This is a genomic window from Paenibacillus dendritiformis (assembly GCF_021654795.1).
In the GTDB taxonomy this organism is placed as follows: Bacteria; Bacillota; Bacilli; order Paenibacillales; family Paenibacillaceae; genus Paenibacillus_B.
Genome location: NZ_AP025344.1, coordinates 2955394 through 2975501, shown reverse-complemented (window position 1 = coordinate 2975501; position 20108 = coordinate 2955394). Strand labels below are relative to the sequence as shown.

Here is a 20108-nt window from a genome sequence, read left to right as displayed (position 1 = left end):
TCATTGTATCTCCACCAATGCTGCTTTACTCCCTCCACTCTGTTTATCTACTCCACTAAAGCTGCTTTACTCCGTCCAATCTGTTCATCTACTCCAACAATGCTGCAAAAATACAGCAATTTCATTGACACCACTCTATGAAAAAAGGAATCCTGCAAAAATGCAGGATTTCCATGCGCTATAGTCTGGATTGGGTTCAAAATAGGCGAAATAATGCAGTTTTGCAGGATTTCCTTGGAATTTCGCCTCTTGGGTCTCAAAATGCTGCGCCTGTGCAGGATTTTCATGTGACTTGCCTGACTTGCCTGACTTGCCTGCTCAGCCCTGCCCTCTCCCCACCTTGCCCCGCTCTCCATACACAAAAAAAGCCGAACATCAAGTTGTTCGGCCACCAATCTTGCTATTTCCCGGCATTGCCCGCGCTTGCGCTCCTCACTGCTTCATATGCCGCAAATAAAGCCGGGTTTCCGCCACGACCACGCCGGACAGCCCCAACAGGGCGACCAGATTCGGGAGCGCCATCAGCCCGTTCACGATATCCGAGAGCAGGTAGATCGCCTGCAGCTTGATGAACGCGCCTGCCGCGACCATCACGATGAACGCGATGCGGTAAGGCAAGATCGCCCGCACGCCGAATAAATAGACAATGCAGCGCTCGCCGTAATAATTCCACCCCAGAATCGTCGTAAAAGCAAATAAAACAAGACATATCATGAGAACGAGGGAGCCGAACGGCATCGCGGCATCGAACGCCGCCTGCGTCATCGCCGCGCCTTCCGCCGTACCGTTCCACGCCCCGGTCACAATCAGCGTCAGGCCGGTAAGCGTACAAATAATAATCGTATCAATGAACGTGCCAGTCATCGAGACAAGCCCCTGTTCCGCGGGCCATTTCACCTTGGCTGCCGCCGCTGCGATCGGGGCGCTGCCGAGCCCGGATTCATTCGAGAATACGCCTCTCGCGATGCCGCTCCGAATGGCCATCATGACGGTCGCGCCGAGGAATCCGCCTCCGGCCGCCGTCGCGCTGAAGGCGCTCTGGAAGACAAGCGACAGCGCGTCCGGAATCTTGTCGGCGAACGCGATCAGAACGATGGCGCTGGCAGCGACATACACGAGAGCCATCGCGGGCACGACTTTAGTGGTCACCCTCGCAATACTCTGGAGACCGCCAATCGTCACCAGAGCTACCGCGAGGGTCACCACTCCCGCGGTTACCGCCACGGGAATCCCCAGGCTGGACTCGCTGGAGGATACGATAGCGTTCACTTGGGGAAGGGTGCCGATTCCGAAGAGAGCGACCAATATCCCGCTTATCGAGAAATAGATCGCGAGCGGCTTGAACTTCGCGCCCAGGCCTTGCTCGATATAATACATCGGCCCCCCCGATACTTGCCCGTTATCGTCGATTTTCCGGAACTTCACGGCCAACAAGCCTTCCGCATACTTCGTCGCCATGCCAAAAAACGCGGCCAGCCACATCCAAAACAGCGCGCCCGGCCCGCCTATCTGAATCGCGGTGGCAACGCCGACAATATTCCCCGTTCCGATCGTGGCCGCCAGAGCTGTAGCCAGCGCGCCAAAGCTCGTCACGTCGCCTTTGCCGTCATTTTTCGCCGTGAATATCAGCTTGAGCGCCAGCGGCAGACGGAGGACCTGCAGCAGTCCGAGCCGAATCGTCAGGAAGATCCCGGTTCCTACCAATAAGATCAACAACGGCGGCCCCCACACAAATTGATTCACCCGATCCAGCCATACTTCCAATCCATGCATTACAATTCCCCTCTTCATCTTGAAATCAAAGTCCGAAGACATAAAAAAGAGCCAAATCGATAGATTTGACTCCGGGGACATTTTTGCAGAATAGCAAAAAGAAGGATATGTGAATGCTATCACAATACCAACATAACGATGCCTGACATCTGCAATCCCTGTCCTTTTACCTGAGAGTTTTAACGCGTTTCTTGCTGCGTCTTGCCCCTTCGGTGCTCCGCGATGGAGTCTCTCCAGAGTCCTGTCCGTATACGGTCCTGCTTATCCAATTCGGTTACGAACGATAACAAGCGCCTGAGAGCTTTGCCCCTTCGGCCAGGTTGATCCTGTCTCCCGTATACTTCATCCAGATATGAAGTTTGTTCATCTATTATAGAGAACCATCTCGGATTCCGCAAGAGATTTTCGGTATGGGAAAAAGAACCACCCCCGCTTTCTCCCGCTCACAACGGGCATGATTCGTCCTCCTGGAGAATACATATCATGTGAGAGCCTGCAATCATTGTCAATGAATATTCTCACAAAGGAGTGATTATGCTTGTCACCGTTCCAAATCAGTCCGAAGGTTGAAGCATTTTTGCAGGGAACGAAAAAGCTGTTCATCAATGGCGAATGGGTCGAATCCGTCCAGAACAACGTCTTCTCGTCGATCAATCCGGCCTCGGGGCAAGTGCTGGCGGTCGTGTCGGAAGCGCGGGAAGAGGATGTGGATCGCGCGGTCAAGGCGGCGCGTCAGGCTTTCGATCATGGCCAATGGTCCACCATGAGCGCCGCGGATCGCAGCCGGCTCATCTATAAGCTGGCCGATCTTATCGAAGCGAACAAGCAAGAGCTGGCCGAGCTGGAGACGCTGGATAACGGCAAGCCGCTGCGGGAGACGAAGGCGGCCGATCTCCCGCTCACGATCGAGCATTTCCGTTATTATGCCGGCTGGGCCACAAAAATCGTCGGACAAACCATTCCTACGGCAGGCAACTTCCTTACCTATACGAGACATGAACCGGTCGGGGTCGTCGGCCAGATCATCCCGTGGAACTTCCCGCTGCTGATGGCGGCCTGGAAGCTTGGCGCCGCCCTCGCCACCGGCTGCACCGTCGTCCTGAAGCCGGCGGAGCAGACGCCGCTGTCGGCCCTCTACCTCGCACAGCTAACTCAGGAAGCAGGGTTCCCGCCTGGCGTCATCAACGTCATTCCGGGCTTCGGAGAGACCGCGGGCGCGCCGCTCGTCCGGCACCCGCAAGTCGACAAGATCGCCTTCACCGGCTCGACGGTGGTCGGAAAATCGATCATGCGCGAGGCCGCGGACACGGTCAAAAAAGTAACGCTCGAGCTCGGCGGCAAATCGCCGAACATCATCCTCCCGGACGCCGATCTGTCCCGGGCGGTGCGCGGCGCGCTCCGGGGCATCACCTTCAACCAGGGACAGGTGTGCTCGGCCGGTTCGCGTCTCTACGTGCAGAAGAAATTGTATGACAACGTCGTGGCCGACCTGGCATCGGAGGCGAAGCGGATTCGCGTAGGCTTCGGCCTCGATCCCGATACGGAAATGGGCCCGCTCGTCTCGTCCGAGCAGCATGACATCGTGAAGCGCTATATCGAAGCGGGGAAAGCGGCCGGCGCGGAGCTCGTTGCGGGCGGCAACGTGCCTGCCGATCAGGGCTATTTCGTCGAGCCGACGGTATTCGCGCATGTCGATCCGAAGATGACGATTGCCCGCGAAGAGATCTTCGGGCCGGTGGTGGCGGCGATGCCGTACGATACGCTCGACGACTTGATCGAACAGGCCAACCAATCCGACTACGGCTTGGCTGCGGGAGTATGGACGCAAAATCTGAAGCAAGCCCACTATCTTGCAAGCAAACTGAAAGCCGGCACGGTCTGGGTGAACTGCTATAACGTCTTCGACGCGGCCGCTCCGTTCGGCGGCTACAAGCAATCGGGCCTCGGGCGCGAAATGGGATCCTACGCGCTCGACAACTATACCGAAGTGAAGACCGTCTGGGTGAACCTCAACTAGAACGGGGCCTGGGACTGAGAATAGGAATGCGGCGACCAAGATACGGCGGACGGGTGACGGGTTAGTCCACTCCCGAGACATAAGCTCGCGAACCCTGGATTTCGGCAAGACGTCAAGCCGCGCGCGGCTTGGCGTCTTTTTGCCATTCGCTCAACCCCCTCCGGCCCCTGAGCAGCACCGCCGCCACCTCATAATTTTTCTATTTTCTGTTAATAAGTCGGACTCTCCATGAATAAATATACATATCAAATCGTCACACCCCGGCTCTTCATACGCGCTCCCAGAAGTTAAAGCGCATATCTTGCTGCACATGCCGCGGTCTATTGCCCCTCACCGGTATAAGCTCAGCTTGAGTTCTTATACACATCCATTCCAATCGCAAGGAGGAAAATGAAGTTGGCAAATCGTTGTCTACCCCATCCATTGTTCCGGAGATGGCTGCTTGCCTGCGGCATGGTGCTCGCCCTCGTGCTCGCCATGATCGTGTTCTCCGGCAAGGCGCTTGCCCACGGTTACATCGATGCCCCAAGCAGCCGCGCCGACCTGTGCGCCAAGGGCGTCAACAAAAAATGCGGGTTCATCATCTATGAACCGCAGAGCCTGGAAGCGCGCAAAGGCTTCCCTGCCGCCGGTCCGGCCGACGGCAAGATCGCAAGCGCGGACGGCGCTTTTCCGGAGCTGGATCAGCAATCGGCCACCCGCTGGAGCAAGGTCGGCATTACGCCGGGAACGACGACGTTCCATTGGACCATTGAAGCCAATCATGCGACCACGAGCTGGAAGTACTACATCACGAAGCAGAATTGGAATCCGGATGAACCGCTCACCCGCGCTTCCTTCGACCTGACCCCGTTCTGCAGCGTCGATTACAAAGGCAAGCAGCCGCCTCATTCCTATTCGGATACATGCGAAGTCCCGAGCCGCACCGGCTATCAGGTCATTTTGGCGGTATGGGAAATTGCGGATACGGCGAATGCGTTCTACAATGTCATCGATGTGGACTTCGGGGGCGGTTCCCCGACCGATCCGACGCCTCCGGCCGCGCCGGCGAACCTGGCCGTATCGAACGTCACGTCTACGAGCGCCGTGCTGACATGGGATGCATCGACCGACAACGCAGGCGTCACGGGATATAAGATATTTAGAGGCTCCACGTTGGCGGCTTCGACGAACGGATCGACGTTAACCTATACCCTAACGGGCTTGACGCCGAGCACCTCCTATTCGTATACGGTCCGGGCCGTGGATGCCGCCGGCAATCAATCGGCCAACAGCAATGCCGTCACCTTCACCACCCTGCCCCCGCAGCCCGATACGGAGTCTCCTTCCGCGCCGTCATCCTTGACAGCATCCGCTATCACTTCGTCGAGCGTGACCTTGACCTGGAGCGCATCCACGGACAATGTCCGCGTTGCCGGGTACCGCATTTATAACGGATCTGCACTGGCGGGGACGACCAGCGGATTGAGCTACACCGTGTCCGGTCTGCAGCCGGAGACCTCCTATACGTTTACGGTTGCGGCGTTTGATGCCGCCGGCAACACATCCCCGCCCAGCGGCGCGTTGAGCGTAACGACAGCGCCCGCTCCTGTCGCCGCGCCTTGGGCTCCGAACACCGCGTATGCGGCAGGCGCGCTTGTCACTTACAACGGCAAGACGTATGAGGCGCGGGTCGCGCATACCTCGCAAGCCGGCTGGGAGCCGCCGAATGTCCCTGCCCTATGGCTGTTGAAATAATGCCGCAGCAATGAACAGAAGCCCTGATCGTCAGGGCTTCTTCCTTTCCCCGTATTAAGAAGGATGATCTATACGGGCTGGCAATATGATGACGCAGCCTATTTCGGCTTGACCAAGAAGGAGTATCAAGAGCTGCTTTTCAAGAAGCCGGAAGCCCGGAGCGTCAGAAAAGGGGCTGCCCCCCTTTTCCGCTTGCCATGCATGCGCTTCAAGCATCACGCGCCTTCTTGTCAGCCCTTGCGGGCTGAGACGAGAGAAGCGTAGGTTTGATTATACTCCTCCCGCAGCTCGGCGACGACATCGGCAATGGGCGCCGTCCGCTTGATCGCCCCCACGCCTTGCCCGGCCGACCAAATATCTTTCCATGCCTTTGCTTCGCTGACTTGCGCAAAAGAAAAATCCATCGTGTCCTTCTTCTTCAATTGGTCCGGATCAAGCCCTGCCTTGCGAATGCTCGGAACGAGATAATTGCCATGGACACCGCTGAACGCATCCGTATAAATCAAATCTTCCGCATTCGATGCCATGAGCATGCTTCGATAAGCTTCACTTGCAAAGGTCTCGGCCGTAGCGATAAAGCGCGTCCCCATATAGACCATATCGGCGCCGAGCACCTCCATCGCCACGATATCCCGCCCGCGGGAGATACAGCCGGCGACAATCGTGATTCCGCTCCAGAACTCTTGCACCGCGCTCAGAAAAGCAACCGGGTTGAGCGTTCCCGCATGCCCTCCCGCACCGTTGCAGACGAGTATTAAGCCATCGACCCCCGTATCGGCCGCTTTTCTCGCATGCGTCAGATGGATCACATCGGCAAACACAAGCCCCCCATAGGCATGCACGATATCGACAACCGCTTGCGGATTCCCCAGCGACGTAATCACAATCGGGGGCTGGTACTTCTTGATCAGCTCAAGATCCGCTTCGTAGCGCTTGTTCGTCCGGTGCACGATCAGATTGACGGCCCAGGGAGCTACGGGCTGTTCATTCTCCTCCTGCCGGGCTGCGGCCAGCTCTGAACGAATCCGCTCCATCCACTCTTCCAAAATTTCTGGCGTACGGGCGTTCAGCAGAGGAAACGAACCAACAATACCGGCTTTGCAGCCTTCAATCACCATTTCCGGGCTTGATACCAGAAACATCGGAGCGGCAATCACAGGCACTGCGAGCCGCTCTTTTATCCGTGCGAATTGCTGTTGCGACATGCTCCTCATCCCTTCAACAATTTCTGTGTGTCCCCGTAATCTAGCAGCTGCTTCTGTTGATTAATTACAGGTTACCAATTATGACCAGTTATTTCAATCATACGATTCTGCTCTTCACGTTATCACTTGTTCTGAGGCCCCCCTCCTAATCACGGTCATATAAGAAAAAAACGCCGAGCCTACCGGATGCGAAGGCTCAGCGCTTATGTTCTGCTATCCTATTGTTGAAATCGGACTGCCGCTGCGTTCTGTTTACTTGAAGGAAGCATACCCTTCATCCGCCATCACGACACTGCCGTTAATCGCGCCGGCTTCCTCGAGAGACATCAAATAGACCGCATCGGCCACTTGCTCGGGCTGCGTCAATTTATTGCCCATGACTTTGGATTTCATCGCCTCCAACATGCCGTTATCCTTGTAGCCCTGAATAATCGGCGTATCCACTGCGCCCGGCGCGACCGCCACGACGCGAATGCCGTAAGCCGCCAGCTCCAGCGCCGCCGATTTGGTCATCATGATGACGGCGCCCTTCGTCGCGTGGTAAGCGAACGTTCCCGGCGAAGCCAGGAAGCCGAATACCGAAGCGGTATTGATAATGACGCCCTTGATGCCCAGCTCTCTCATCTTGCGCCCGGCCGCGATAATCCCATAGGCTACTCCGTGCTGGTTCACGTTGATGACATCATGATAATCCTTCAGATTCTGGTCAAGCACCGGCGTAACCCGTCCGATGCCGGCATTATTGAACATGACATCAATGCGGCCGAATGTCTCGACCGCCCGGTCCACCAAGGCCTCCACCTCTTCCAGCTTGGATACGTCCGTCTTGACAAAGACGGCTTGTCCGCCCTGCTCCCGAATCAGATCGACCGTGGCTTGCCCGGCTTGTTCATTGAAGTCCGCGACTACGACGCGGTCGCCCTTCCGCGCGAATTTCAACGCCGTCTCCCTGCCGATTCCGCTTGCTCCTCCGGTGATAACGGCTACTCTGTTCTCGGCCATGCTTCATTCCTCCCCACTGTTGTCACTTAGAACCGCCTTGCTGAAATGTGAGATAGCTCATTGACTTCAAGCGCTCTCTTATGCATTTATTGTAGCACCGCTTGTTATTAACTAAAATTTATATAAACTAATATATAATTAAGCACTGCTTAAGTAGAGGGGAAAAGTTTATGAATCTCGAACAACTGGAGTACATTGTCCAAGTTGCCAAAACCGGGTCATTTACGAAAGCGGCGGAGCAATCGCATGTCACGCTGTCGGCGATAAGCCAATCCATCTCCTTGCTGGAAGCGGAATGGGGCGTCAGCCTGTTCCACCGCTCGCGCGGGCTGGGAGCGGTTCCGACGCCGGAAGGCAGAGCCCTTATCGTCAAGGCGAATGAAGCGCTTGACGCCCTCCGGGAGCTCAAGGCCGAAGCCCAATCCTACAGCGACGCCTTGAGCGGACGATTGCGCATCGCCACCATCCCGGGACCGATGCATTTATTGGTGCGTGTCGTCTCGAGCTTCAAGCGGGATTATCCGGGGGTGAAGGTGGAGATTATGGAGAAGGGCCCGAAGGAAATATTGGAGCTGCTGAAGCATGACCAGATTGACATTGGATTAATCGCCCTGCCGGAAAGCTTGCTCCATCAACAACGGGGCCTCGTCTTCGAACGGCTGTTGGAAGGTAAAATGGTAGTCGGGGTCAATGAACAGTCCCCCCTTCGCCTGGAGAGCGCGATAACCCCCGATAAATTGGCGAAGCAGACATTCGTGCTCTATGACGACGTGCATATCCGGAACTTCATGGATCAGTTTGCCGCGGCCTACGGCGAGGTTGACATTCTGTTCATCAGCAACAATACGCAGGCGATTTACAATGCCGTCAACGAAGGGATCGCGGTGACGATCGGACTCGAATATTCGTTCAAGGAGGACGGAGAGCACATCCTTACGCTGCCGCTGGAATCCCCGAGCAGCGAACCGGTTTATTACGGATGGGTGCATCCGGAGGAGAAGCATATCGCGCGGGCGGCGAAGCGATTTCTGAACAGGCTTCAGGCCGAGCTCTAATCTTCATTCGCGAGGCTGCGGCTGCATAATAAAAGGCAGTCCCCGGTGCCGTCCTGCGCCCTTCCTGCGGACGTCAAAGTCGGCGGCGGGGATTGCCTTATGTGCCAGTCGCGTTAACGGTCGTGGACTTGCTGTCTTCTTCTGCTACTGCCGTTCAGACCACAGAATATCGGCCACAACCGGCATATGATCCGAAGGGAAGCGGCCGTTCGCCTGATCCGCCAGAACCCCGTATTGCAGTACCCTGACCTGTTCATTGACGAAAATATAATCGATCGGCGAGTCAAGATCCTCCCCATTATCGCCTTTGAAGCATTCGCCGTCCCGGTACAGGCATTCGATCAGCCGCTGAAGCTCAAACCCGTGGAACGTGAACGACGGTCCGAAATGCGGATGCTGCGCCGCGCCGCGCGCGTCCCGCAACGCGCCAGAGCTGGCCCCGGCCCCGGCTCCGGTAAGGATCCCGTACGGCACGGAGGTTTCCGTGCAGTTGAAGTCCCCTGTGACGATGACGGGGCATCGTTCTTCCCGCGTCGCGATCCGGTTCAGCAGCAAGCGCGCGCTCTGCTCCATCGCGACCGTCCCTACATGATCGAAATGAGTATTGAAATGCATGAACCGCGTTCCCGTCAGCTTATCCTCAAATCGAACCCACGTCACGATGCGCGGGCAGGCGGCGTCCCAGCCAAGGCGCCCGGGAGTCTCCGGCGTCTCGGACAGCCAGAATGTCCCAGTGCCGACCGGCTCCAAGCGGCTCTTGCGATAGAATACCGCGCAGAATTCCCCTCCATCGGCGCCATCGTCTCTCCCCTTGCCTACCCAGCCGAAATCAGGCAGCATGCGTTCCAGATCGGCGATTTGATGGCGCAGCGCTTCCTGGAGGCCGACCGTATCCGCGCGGTGAAAGCGGATCATGCTGGCGACCATATCCGCTCTGCGGCTCCATCTCTTCTCCCCATCCTCAATGTTATCGCTACCATACCGAATGTTAAAAGACATGCATCGCAATGATTGGTCCTCATTATGTAGCATCATAAATCTTCACTCCTCTTGGCGATGTGGCGTTCCCTTTGCGATGGTTGGTGCAGGCTGCACTCTTCTATTCTATCTCACCCGATCCCCGATGGGAACTGCCGCTCCGACAAATTTCAGTGCGGCGGCTCGGTTATCGCCGGCAGATCGCTCTCGGCCGTACGCGATCTGGCCTTGGCCACCTCCGTGCCGCATTTTCCCTTAACTGAACGATTGGAATGAAGCGAACAGCATGCTTATCCCGGCGACGATTCCAATCCACCCGCCCATCCGAGTATATGAAGCCGCCGATGCGCCAGCTTGCGGAAGGTGCAGAGCTCATGTGCCTTACAGATTGACGATGAACAGAAAGGCGAATACCATCCGGCTAACATTATAGCGAGCCTGTCCTTTCCGCGCTTATCGCCCGCTACTGGACCAATCTAAGAGTTGAGAGGGCGGAGATTTTTCAACAGACGCCCCTGCATATCCCCACATACTCATCCAAAGTGTATCGATGTCTTTCCTATAAAGACGGGGGTGTCCAAAAGTAGTATGCAACACTACATTGTGACAGCCCCCTGCTTCTCAAAGCTCGACTCGCCGAAAAACTGCAAAAAACACTTTTCCGTGATGACGTGTATTCCGCTCCAGGGAATCCTGCAAAACGGCATCAATTTCAGACTCTCCAATAGATAAAAGAACAAAATCGAAGAATATATTGTACTCTTACAGGAATTTCATCCTATAGCGGCTTAAAGAGCAGAAATTGATGCGCCCACGCAGCATTTCAATGCTTCGTCCGGTTTGCGGCCGCCGTTTTTCCCGCATCCGCATTCTCTGTCAGCTCGTCATTTCCATCCTTTTGCAGCGCCTGTGCGATACTCCCGTTCGAATCTAGCTCAACTATTGAGGTTGCTCCCAACCTGCTACCTCTTCTCTTACACGAGGCGCTACTTCCGTTCCGAATAGCCGTATCGCTTCCATGACCTCTTCATGAGGCATAGTACCGTGCGGCATATGTAACATGAATCTGGTGACGCCAACATGCTTGCGAAGATGAATAATTTTTCGGGCTACGGTTTCCGGGTCGCCAACGTATAGGGCGCCTTCCCAGCTGCAGGCCGCGTCATAATCCGCTCTCGTGTACGGGGGCGCACCTTTTTCAGCGGCTCTTGCGTTAGTTCTTGCAAATGTTGACGGAAAGAACGTTTCGATTGCTTCTTTTTGAGTCTTCGCAACAAAACCGTGGGAATGTGAAGCAATTGGCAACCGGGTTACATCATGACCAGCCTCAGCAGCCGCTTTCTTGTAAAGCCCAACCTGTGAAGCGTAGTCGAGCGGCTTCACTCCTCCGATAATGGCAAGAACAAATGGAAGTCCCAATGCCCCTGCACGAATCGCCGATTCCGGACTTCCTGCGCTTCCAATCCAGACCGGCAAAGGATCCTGTACGGGGCGCGGATAGATGCCCAGACCCGGAATCGCAGGGCGGTGCTTCCCGCTCCAGCTTACGTTCTCCGACTTCTGAATGTGCAGCAGCAGCTCCAGCTTCTCATCGAACAGCTCTTCATAATCGTCCAGATCGTAACCGAACAAGGGGAATGATTCGAGAAAGGAGCCTCGGCCGACCATAATCTCTGCCCGTCCATTAGACAGGCCGTCAAGTGTTGCAAAATCTTGAAATACGCGTACGGGATCAGCAGATGACAAAATCATAACGGCGCTCGTCAGCCGAATATTCGTTGTTTTAGATGCAGCAGCAGCTAATACAACCGCAGGAGATGATGCCGCAAAATCACGGCGGTGATGCTCGCCCACCCCATATACATCCAGTCCTACCTGATCCGCGAGAACAATCTCCTCCACTACTTCACGAAGCCGCTCCGCGTGACTTATCGTTGTTCCCGTGCTGACATCAGGTGTTGTCTCGACAAACGTGCTTATACCTAGTTCCACGATCGATTTCCTCTTTTCCAATGGTGTTCATGTTCATAATGCGCACACTACAGACGGTATATTAATTTACCACTTATTTTCATTATTTCATAGGCTGTTTTTTTAATTTTCAATGATTTTCTGTATAAAAAAATCGAGTTCCACATTACATGGAACCCTGACCTGCAGCAACTACAACTTGATGGGGAACTGCAGCTTCTGAAATCCCATGCCGGGCACAGTAAGGCAGCTGCTTCCTTGCTGTGCCCGGCGCTCAAACGACAACACCTCCGATCCACATACAATCGGAGGCGCTCCCAATTCTATCTTTTACACTTGTTCGACGACGACCGCGACGCCATGGCCGCCGCCGACGCATAAGGCGGCCAGTCCGGCGGCCGCCTGCCTGCGCTTCATCGCATGCAGCAGCGTCACGAGGATCCGCGCCCCGCTGGCTCCGATAGGATGCCCGAGCGCGATGGCGCCGCCGTTCACATTGACGATCGCCGGATCGAGGCCGAGTTCGCGGATGACGGCGATCGCCTGGGCGGCGAACGCTTCATTTAATTCCGCCAGGTCGATATCCGCGATGGACATCCCCGCCTTCTTCACCGCCGCTTGCGCGGCCGAGACGGGACCCATGCCCATCAAGGCGGGGTCCACGCCCGTGCAGGCGTAACCGCGGATGCGCGCAAGCACGGGCAGCCCCATCTGCTTCGCCATGCTCCCGGAGCAGACAACAAGCGCCGCCGCCCCGTCGTTAATCCCCGAAGCGTTGCCGGCCGTGACCGTGCCGTCCGGCTGGAAGGCAGGCTTGAGCCGGGCCAGCGCAGCAGCGGTCACATCCGGGCGCAGGTGCTCATCCGCATCGATCGTCGTCAGCCCCTTCTTGGTCCGGATCTCCACCGGCGCGATCTCGGCGGAGAATTCGCCGCGCTCCCATGCCTCGCGGGCCCTCTGCTGGCTCGTCAAGGCATAAGCGTCCTGCTCCTCCCGCGCAATCCGGTACTTCGCCGCGATATTTTCCGCGGTCTGTCCCATATGGATGCCGCCAATCGAGCAGGTGAGCCCGTCTTTGAGGACGCTGTCCACGACCACTCCGTCCCCCAGCCGGTATCCGGCTCTTCCTTGCATCAGCAAATAGGGGGCCATCGACATATTTTCCATGCCGCCCGCGATGATCAGATCCGCATCGCCCGACTTGACGGCCTGCGCGGCCATGATGACCGCTTTGAGACCCGAGCCGCATATTTTATTGATCGTTACGGCCGGCACCTCGCAGGGCAGGCCCGCCTTCATCGCCGCCAGACGAGCGGGGCCTTGGCCGCTGCCCGCCTGCAGCACATTGCCCATCATCACCTCTTGCGCGTCTTCCGGCCGGATCCCGGCGCGCCGCAGCGCTTCCGTAATGGCCCGCGCTCCGAGCTCAACCGCCGGCACTGCGCTCAATCCGCCCATGAACGCCCCGATCGCCGTCCGTACGGCGCTTGCAATCACAACGTCCGTCAGACCGACACCCCCATTCCGCAATTATACGAGGTAAGGAATCGATATGCACAAGGATGCATGAGGCATCCCGCTTCATTTACGCCGGCTGTCCGTCCGGCCCGAGGATTTGCCGCAGCGCCTCGATGAATACCTGATTGTCCTGCTCCGTTCCAATGGAGACGCGGATCGTGTCCGGATAGCCGAGCAGGCTGCCGGCACGGACCACCACGCCCTTCGCCAGCAAGGAGCGGAAGACGTCGTCTCCGGAGCGGCCCAGCTTCACCATCAGGAAATTGGCATGCGATGGATAGCAGGACAACCCGAGCTGCTTCAGCTCCGAGACCAGCTTCGTGCGGGCCGCCTCATTCCGCCGCGCGCAGTCGGCGGCGAAGGCTTCATCGTCCAAGGAGGCGATTGCCGCGGCTTGCGCCATCCGGTTCGAGTTGAACGGTTCCTTCACTTTGATCAGCTCCTGCACGATGCTTGGGTGCATCATGCCGTAACCGGCCCGCAGCGCCGCCAGACCGTAGATTTTGGAGAACGTGCGGAGGATGACCAGGTTCGGATAGCTGGCAAGCAGCGGCACGGTCTGCAAGTAATCCGGATCGGATACATATTCGTAATAAGCCTCGTCGATGACCAGCAAAATATGGCACGGCACCTGCTCGATGAAGGCACGCAGCTCGTTCCGCCCCACGATCGTCCCGGTCGGATTGTTCGGATTGCATACGAAGATCATCTTCGTCCTGCTGCCGATCGCCTTCAGCATGCCGGCCAGATCATGAACGCCGTCCATGAGCGGCACCGTTACCGGAACGCCGCCCTCGATGCGGACGTTCGTCTCGTAGCGGGAGAACGTGACATCGGCCATAATCGCTTCGTCCCCTGCCGCGATATAGCTCCGCGTCAATAAGCGGATAATCTCGTCAGAGCCATTGCCGACGATGAAATATTCCGGATCCGCGCCAAGGCGGGCGGCCAGCTTCGCCGCCAATTCGGGGGCGGTGCCTTCCGGATACAGAGCGCACTTCTCCATTTCGCGGACGACGGCCTGGGCGGCCAGCTCCGAGCAGCCGTACGGATTTTCATTGGACGCGAGCTTGATAATCTCCGTAAGGCCGAACTCCCTTTTTACCTCTTCAATCGGTTTGCCCGGCACGTAAACGCCTAACGGTTCGATTTCCTTTCTCGTCGGAATCTTGACAGAGACCTGCATAGAATATCCTCCTTGCTCCTTTACTCCGATGCCCGGGACGCCAACGCGGGACTTACCCGGAACGGCGCCTCGGTTTTGTGCCGAATCTCTTCCGCGTCAACTCCCGGCTGCGTCTCGATCAAGACCATGCCTTCTTCGGTAAAATCAAACACGGCCAGATCGGTAATTAACCTGTTGACCACTCGTCTGCCCGTCAGCGGCAGGCTGCATTCGCGCTTGATCTTGGGTTCGCCGTGCTTGTTCACATGCTCCATAATGACGACGATGCGCCGGGCGCCGTTCACCAGATCCATGGCGCCTCCCATGCCCTTGATCATTTTGCCGGGAATCATCCAATTCGCCAGATCGCCCTGTTCCGATACTTCCATCCCGCCCAGGATCGCCAGATCGATATGTCCGCCCCGGATCATGGCGAACGATTCGGCGCTGTCGAAATAGGAGGCGCCTTCCACGACGGTTACCGTCTCCTTGCCCGCATTAATCAGATCCGGATCCTCGGTCCCTTCCTGCGGGTACGGACCGAGGCCGAGCAGGCCGTTCTCGGAGTGGAGCATCACATTGAACTCCGGCGGAATGACGCCGGCGATGAGGGTGGGCATGCCGATGCCGAGATTGACCGTCATTCCGTCCGCAATCTCCAGCACCGCTCGCCGGACGATAGCCTCGCGCGCGTCACTCATGCGAATCCCCCCGTTCCTTGCCGCGCCGCCGGCTGCACGACGCGCCGTTCAATCCGTTTCTCGTATCCGGTCCCGTGGAGCACCCGCTGCACATAGATGCCGGGCGTGTGAATATGATTCGGATCCAGCTGTCCCGGCTCGACCAGCTCCTCCACCTCGGCAATCGTAATTTTGCCCGCCGTCGCCGCCAGCGGATTGAAGTTCCGGGCCGTCTTCCGATAGATGAGATTGCCGAGCGTATCCCCTTTCCACGCCTTGACGAACGCAAAATCGCCGACAATCGCCTCTTCCATCATATATGTGCGGCCGTTGAACTGTTTATGCTCCTTGCCTTCCGCCACCGGCGTTCCTACGCCCGTCGCCGTATAGAAGGCCGGGATGCCGGCTCCGCCCGCGCGGATGCGCTCGGCCAGCGTGCCCTGCGGAACGAGCTCCACCTCCAGCTCGCCGTTCAGAAGCTGGCGCTCGAATATTTTGTTCTCCCCGACATACGAAGCGATCATCTTCTTAATCTGGCGGTTCGCCAGCAGGAGGCCGAGCCCCCAGTCGTCCACGCCGCAATTGTTGCTGACGACGGTCAGATTCTTCACGCCGCTGTCTCTCAGCGCGGCGATGGCCAGCTCGGGGATACCGCACAGGCCGAATCCGCCCACTATCAAGGTGGCGCCGTCCTGAATGCCTTGTATCGCCTCGGCGGCGGATTGCACGACTTTCCCATTCTTCATGCCATGCGCTCCTTTCATCGGCATATCTCGCGCCTAATCGCCCTTACACGGTAGGCGACGCTTCCGGCGAATCGGCGCACCAGCTGTACATATATTGGCTATCCTCATACGACAGCGCCTGCTTGACGACGCGCAGCGGCCGGAACGTATCGATCATGACCGCCAGCTCCGTCGTTTCTTTTTTGCCGATGCTGTCTTCGATCTTGCCGGGATGCGGGCCGTGCGGAATGCCCGACGGATGCAAAGTGATGGAACCTTCCTTCACGCCTTTGCGGCTCATGAAGTTGCCCCGGACGTAATAGAGCACCTCGTCGCTGTCTACGTTGCTGTGGAAATAAGGAGCCGGAATCCCTTCGGGATGGTAGTCGTATAACCGGGGAACGAAGGAGCAGACGACAAAGTTATTCCCCTCGAAGGTCTGATGTATCGGCGGCGGCATATGGATGCGGCCCGTAATCGGCTCGAAATCGGCAATATTGAAAATCCAAGGGTACAAATACCCGTCCCAGCCTACGACATCGAACGGATGATGATTAAACATATGCAGGTGAATATATCCTCTAGACTTCGTTCTTACCTCGAACTCGCCGGTCTCGGTATAGGTTTCCAGCTTCTCCGGACCGCGGAAATCCCGCTCGCAGAATGGGCTGTGTTCCAAAAGCTGGCCATGCGAGTTGCGATAGCGCTTCGGCGTCGTAATCCAGCTGTTCGTCTCTACGGCCAAGAGCTTCGTGCGCCCCGGTTCCGGTATGACGCGATAGATCGTTCCGATCGGGATCACGATATAATCTCCCGCCCGGTAACGAAGGGTGCCGAACATCGTCTCTACCGCGCCCTCCCCTTCATGCACGAACAACAGCTCGTCCCCGTCTCCGTTCCGGTAGAAATAATCCATCGGCCGGTCGGCGTTCGCAATGGCGATGAGCAAATCCTCGTTGCCCAGCATATATCGTCTGCCTTCGACGGCATCGCCCGTATCCGTGCAGTCGCCGGTCAGCAGATGGCGGTGGCGCAGCGCGCTCTGCTCTTCGAATTCAATGTCGAAGGCAGCGTGCACTTCCGCCTTGGCGACAGCCGTCGGCGCATGATGGTGATATAAGATCGACTGAATGCCGGAGAAGCCCTTCGTTCCCATCACTTGCTCACGGTACAGCGTGCCGTCCGGCTTGCGGAACATCGTATGCCTTTTGCCCGGAATGTCTCCCATGCGGCGGTAATAGGCCATGACATGCATCCTCCTCTCTCAATTCAGCATCGGCCGTTCGGTTTCTTTGCCGTTCAACCGATGGTGTTGCGCAGCAGGCCGAGCCCCGTGACTTCCAATTCGACGACATCGCCGGACTCCAGCCAGCGGTGCGCTTCCGGTCCCAGCTCGAGAAGGCAGCCGGTGCCGACCGTCCCCGATCCGATAATATCGCCGGGGTACAGCGTGGCGTCTGCCGAAGCCCGCGCGATCATATCCCCGAACGTATAATAGAGATCGCGCATATTGCCGCGCGACAGCTCGACGCCGTTGACGCGAGCGGTCATCTCCAGCTCGTGGCGCCCGCCGGAGCGATAGCGCTCCAGCTCGTCCTTGGTGACGAGATATGGACCTAGCGACGTGGCGAAATCTTTGCCTTTGGCCGGGCCCAGGCCGACCTTCACTTCCTCACGCTGGAGATCGCGGGCGCTCCAGTCGTTCATGATGCAATAGCCGAAAATATAAGCGTCCGCTTCTTCTGCCTGAATATCGCGTCCTTGCTTGCCGATGACGCAGGCCACCTCCAGCTCGTAATCCAGAGCGGAGGCGGCGGCCGGCCTGCGGATGAGCGCGTCCGGACCGGAGATGGCCTGATGGTTGCTGAAATAGAACACCGGGAACCGGTACCATTCCGGAACCATGTCGAGCCCCCGCCGCCGCCGTGCCCCGATCACATGCGCTTCGAAGGCATAGAAATCGCGGACGCTCGGCGGCTTCGGAATCGGCGCGAGCAGGGCGGCATCGGCCGCAGGATAGACGCCCGGATGCGCAAGCATCGCTTCCGCATCGGGACCAAGGCGGCGATCGAGTCTCCCCGCTTCCTCCATATAATCCTCATGATGACGCACGAATTCCAGCAAGTCGCCCGGCAGCCGCCCCGCGCTGGCGGCATGCATGTCGACGACGCAGCCTTCTCTCAGCCAGCCGGCGCGCGGCGCGCCCGTGCCGGTGTCAAATGTCACGAATTTCATAGAACCTCCCGCTTACCGTATCCCGCTACTTTTTTCTCTCCAGCATAAATGTGTCGGAGACGGCCCGGGTATAGACATGGCCGGCCATGCGTCCGATCGGCAACAGCTTCTCCATGTCGATTTTGCCGTCGGCATACAGCTCGTCGTTAATATGCATCAGCACGACCCTGCCGATGACGAGACTCCCGGCGCCCGCCTGGTCGCCGAAATGAAGGATATCATGGAGCACGCACTCCATATGAATGCCGCTCTCCTTCACCCGGTAAGGACGGATGAGCTCGCTCGGGATCGGGGTCAAACCCGACGCCTGGAACTCATCCACCTCCGGATCGAATTCGGCGGCCGTCTCATTCATCGGTTCGACGATCCGTTCCCCGACGATATTGACCACGAATTCGCCGGTCGCTTCAATATTGACAAGCGTATCCTTCTTGCGGCCGTCCGTTCCCCGGCGCATCGGGGCGAAGCAGATCAGGAGCGGCTCCGCGCAGATGGCCGTGAAGAAGCTGAACGGGGCCAGATTCGCCGTACCTTCCGAATCGATCGTGGACACAAAAGCAATCGGACGCGGCAGGATGGAGCCTATCATCAGCTTATAAGCGTCTCTCCAGTGCAGCTCATGCGGTGCGATTTCCATGCGGCTTCTACTCCTTCCTGCGGCGCGGGACTACAAGTTGCCGCGGCGTTCCTGCTCCCGTTCGATCGATTCGAACAAGGCCTTGAAGTTGCCTTCGCCGAAGCCGACGGCTCCTTTGCGTTGAATGATCTCAAAAAACAGCGTCGGTCTGTCGACCAGCGGCTTCGTGAAGATTTGCAGCAAATAGCCTTCATCATCGCGATCGACCAAAATTTTCAGTTCCTTCAGCTTGGCGATATCCTCATCGATCTGTCCTACCCGTTCCGTCAGCATATCGTAGTAAGAATCCGGCGTGCTCAGGAACTCCACCCCGTTCGCGCGGAGCGCCGTCACCGTCGTGACGATGTCGTTCGTCAGCAGAGCAAGATGCTGCACGCCAGGGCCGTTGTAATATTCCAGATACTCCTGGATCTGCGATTTGCGCTTGGCGGTCGCCGGCTCGTTGATCGGAAATTTGATTCTGCCTCCGTTATGCATCACTTTGGACATCAAGGCCGAATATTCCGTGCTGATATCCTCGTCATCGAAATGAATCATTTGCTTGAAGCCCATCACTTTTTCATAGTAAGCAACCCATTCATCCATTCGCTCCACGTTGCCGACGACATGGTCGATGCCGATCAGTCCCGTCGGCAGATGCGGCAGACTGTCCTCGATCGATTCATAGCCAGGCAAGAACAGCCCGTTATAATCGTCCCTCTCTATCAGCGTATGAATCGTGTCGCCATACGTGCCGATAATCGCTTTTTTGACCTTGCCGTGCTCATCCGAATACTCGGCGGGCTCCATAACCGGGATTCCGCCGCGCGAGACCGCATCCTTGTAAGCCTTTTCAACATTGCTGACCCGCAATGCGACATCTTTGACCCCATCGCCGTGCAATTTGACGAACTCGGCAATTGGATGCCTGTCGGAGAGAGCGCCGGAGAGTACGAACCGAATTTTGTTCTGCTCGACAACATACGATACTTGCTCCCGGTTGCCGGTCTCCAAGCCGGAATAGGCGATTGGCCGGAATCCGTACCCTTTGACGAAATAGTGCATCGCCTGCTTCGCGTTCCCCGTATAAAATTCAATGTAGTCGATGTCCTGAATCGGGAAGATTTCTTGCTCCGTTCTTTCGGTAATCGCTTGTTTTTTCATAAACACCCTCCTACGCTTGATTGCTGCCACTGAGAGTATATGACGGATTCCAATATCTAGCAAAAGCGTACTCGAACGCGAGCATGCTCCAACGCGCGGCGGATGAAACGCGGCTGCACCCCGGCGCATAAATCCGGCAGGGATCAACCGCATCGGGACGCTAGCGCAGTGAAGCATCTCCAAGTTGCAGGCCGTTTTTTCGGAAAGGCTCGAAATTGTGAATGTTTTTTGAACAAACAGAAGGAAATGGGCGGCTTCTTGTCAAAA

At 57.1% G+C, this 20108-nt stretch carries 16 protein-coding genes and 1 riboswitch; of the genes, 3 read left to right on the top strand and 13 right to left on the bottom strand.

Annotated elements, in window-relative coordinates; genetic code table 11:
* Positions 1–432: 432 nt before the first annotated feature.
* Entirely contained in the window at positions 433–1773 is a 1341-nt protein-coding gene (locus L6439_RS13010) for an alanine/glycine:cation symporter family protein (protein ID WP_168180556.1), read from the bottom strand.
* Positions 1774–1921: 148 nt separating this feature from the next.
* A riboswitch (glycine riboswitch) is annotated at positions 1922–2020 on the bottom strand.
* 291 nt (positions 2021–2311) lie between these two features.
* Here L6439_RS13010 and L6439_RS13005 point away from each other — a divergent pair.
* Together L6439_RS13005 and L6439_RS13000 are read left to right on the top strand one after the other, a co-directional pair.
* Complete coding sequence (locus L6439_RS13005; protein WP_168180555.1) at positions 2312–3790, top strand: aldehyde dehydrogenase family protein; 1479 nt, start codon at positions 2312–2314, stop codon at positions 3788–3790.
* 453 nt (positions 3791–4243) lie between these two features.
* Positions 4244–5527 carry a lytic polysaccharide monooxygenase gene (locus tag L6439_RS13000; RefSeq protein ID WP_237096916.1) on the top strand — a complete coding sequence of 428 codons (1284 nt, stop codon included), beginning with the start codon at positions 4244–4246 and terminating at the stop codon, positions 5525–5527.
* A gap of 230 nt (positions 5528–5757) precedes the next feature.
* Here L6439_RS13000 and L6439_RS12995 read toward each other — a convergent pair whose 3' ends face one another.
* Both L6439_RS12995 and L6439_RS12990 read right to left on the bottom strand, forming a co-directional pair.
* Complete coding sequence (locus L6439_RS12995) at positions 5758–6732, bottom strand: NAD(P)H-dependent flavin oxidoreductase (RefSeq protein ID WP_168180553.1); 975 nt, start codon at positions 6730–6732, stop codon at positions 5758–5760.
* A 252-nt stretch (positions 6733–6984) separates the two neighbouring features.
* Positions 6985–7734: an SDR family NAD(P)-dependent oxidoreductase gene (locus tag L6439_RS12990; protein ID WP_168180552.1), complete on the bottom strand. Its 750-nt coding sequence runs from the start codon at positions 7732–7734 to the stop codon at positions 6985–6987.
* Between the two features lie 170 nt (positions 7735–7904).
* On the opposite strand from L6439_RS12990, the gene L6439_RS12985 reads away from it, so the two are divergent.
* A complete protein-coding gene (locus tag L6439_RS12985; protein WP_168180551.1) occupies positions 7905–8789 on the top strand; it encodes a LysR family transcriptional regulator in 885 nt (294 codons plus the stop codon).
* Between the two features lie 144 nt (positions 8790–8933).
* Here L6439_RS12985 and L6439_RS12980 read toward each other — a convergent pair whose 3' ends face one another.
* The 10 genes from L6439_RS12980 to hppD form a co-directional block, all read right to left on the bottom strand.
* Entirely contained in the window at positions 8934–9824 is an 891-nt protein-coding gene (locus L6439_RS12980; protein WP_168180550.1) for an endonuclease/exonuclease/phosphatase family protein, read from the bottom strand.
* A gap of 882 nt (positions 9825–10706) precedes the next feature.
* Entirely contained in the window at positions 10707–11759 is a 1053-nt protein-coding gene (locus L6439_RS12975) for an LLM class flavin-dependent oxidoreductase (protein WP_168180549.1), read from the bottom strand.
* A gap of 309 nt (positions 11760–12068) precedes the next feature.
* Positions 12069–13196: an acetyl-CoA C-acetyltransferase gene (locus L6439_RS12970; RefSeq protein WP_269155990.1), complete on the bottom strand. Its 1128-nt coding sequence runs from the start codon at positions 13194–13196 to the stop codon at positions 12069–12071.
* A gap of 127 nt (positions 13197–13323) precedes the next feature.
* Positions 13324–14442: a histidinol-phosphate transaminase gene (hisC, locus tag L6439_RS12965; RefSeq protein ID WP_168180548.1), complete on the bottom strand. Its 1119-nt coding sequence runs from the start codon at positions 14440–14442 to the stop codon at positions 13324–13326.
* A gap of 20 nt (positions 14443–14462) precedes the next feature.
* Positions 14463–15122, bottom strand: a complete 660-nt coding sequence (locus tag L6439_RS12960; RefSeq protein ID WP_168180547.1) for a 3-oxoacid CoA-transferase subunit B — start codon at positions 15120–15122, stop codon at positions 14463–14465.
* A complete protein-coding gene (locus L6439_RS12955) occupies positions 15119–15847 on the bottom strand; it encodes a CoA transferase subunit A (RefSeq protein WP_168180546.1) in 729 nt (242 codons plus the stop codon). Before L6439_RS12955 ends, L6439_RS12960 begins: the two co-directional genes overlap by 4 nt.
* A gap of 43 nt (positions 15848–15890) precedes the next feature.
* Positions 15891–17072, bottom strand: coding sequence for a homogentisate 1,2-dioxygenase (locus tag L6439_RS12950; protein ID WP_168180545.1), 1182 nt, complete (start codon positions 17070–17072; stop codon positions 15891–15893).
* Positions 17073–17125: 53 nt separating this feature from the next.
* The gene (locus L6439_RS12945; protein WP_168180544.1) at positions 17126–18061 is read right to left on the bottom strand and encodes a fumarylacetoacetate hydrolase family protein; all 936 of its coding nucleotides are present in this window, start codon (positions 18059–18061) and stop codon (positions 17126–17128) included.
* A gap of 25 nt (positions 18062–18086) precedes the next feature.
* A complete protein-coding gene (locus L6439_RS12940; protein WP_168180543.1) occupies positions 18087–18698 on the bottom strand; it encodes a flavin reductase family protein in 612 nt (203 codons plus the stop codon).
* Positions 18699–18728: 30 nt separating this feature from the next.
* Positions 18729–19841, bottom strand: a complete 1113-nt coding sequence (hppD, locus tag L6439_RS12935) for a 4-hydroxyphenylpyruvate dioxygenase (protein ID WP_168180542.1) — start codon at positions 19839–19841, stop codon at positions 18729–18731.
* Positions 19842–20108 lie beyond the last annotated feature (267 nt).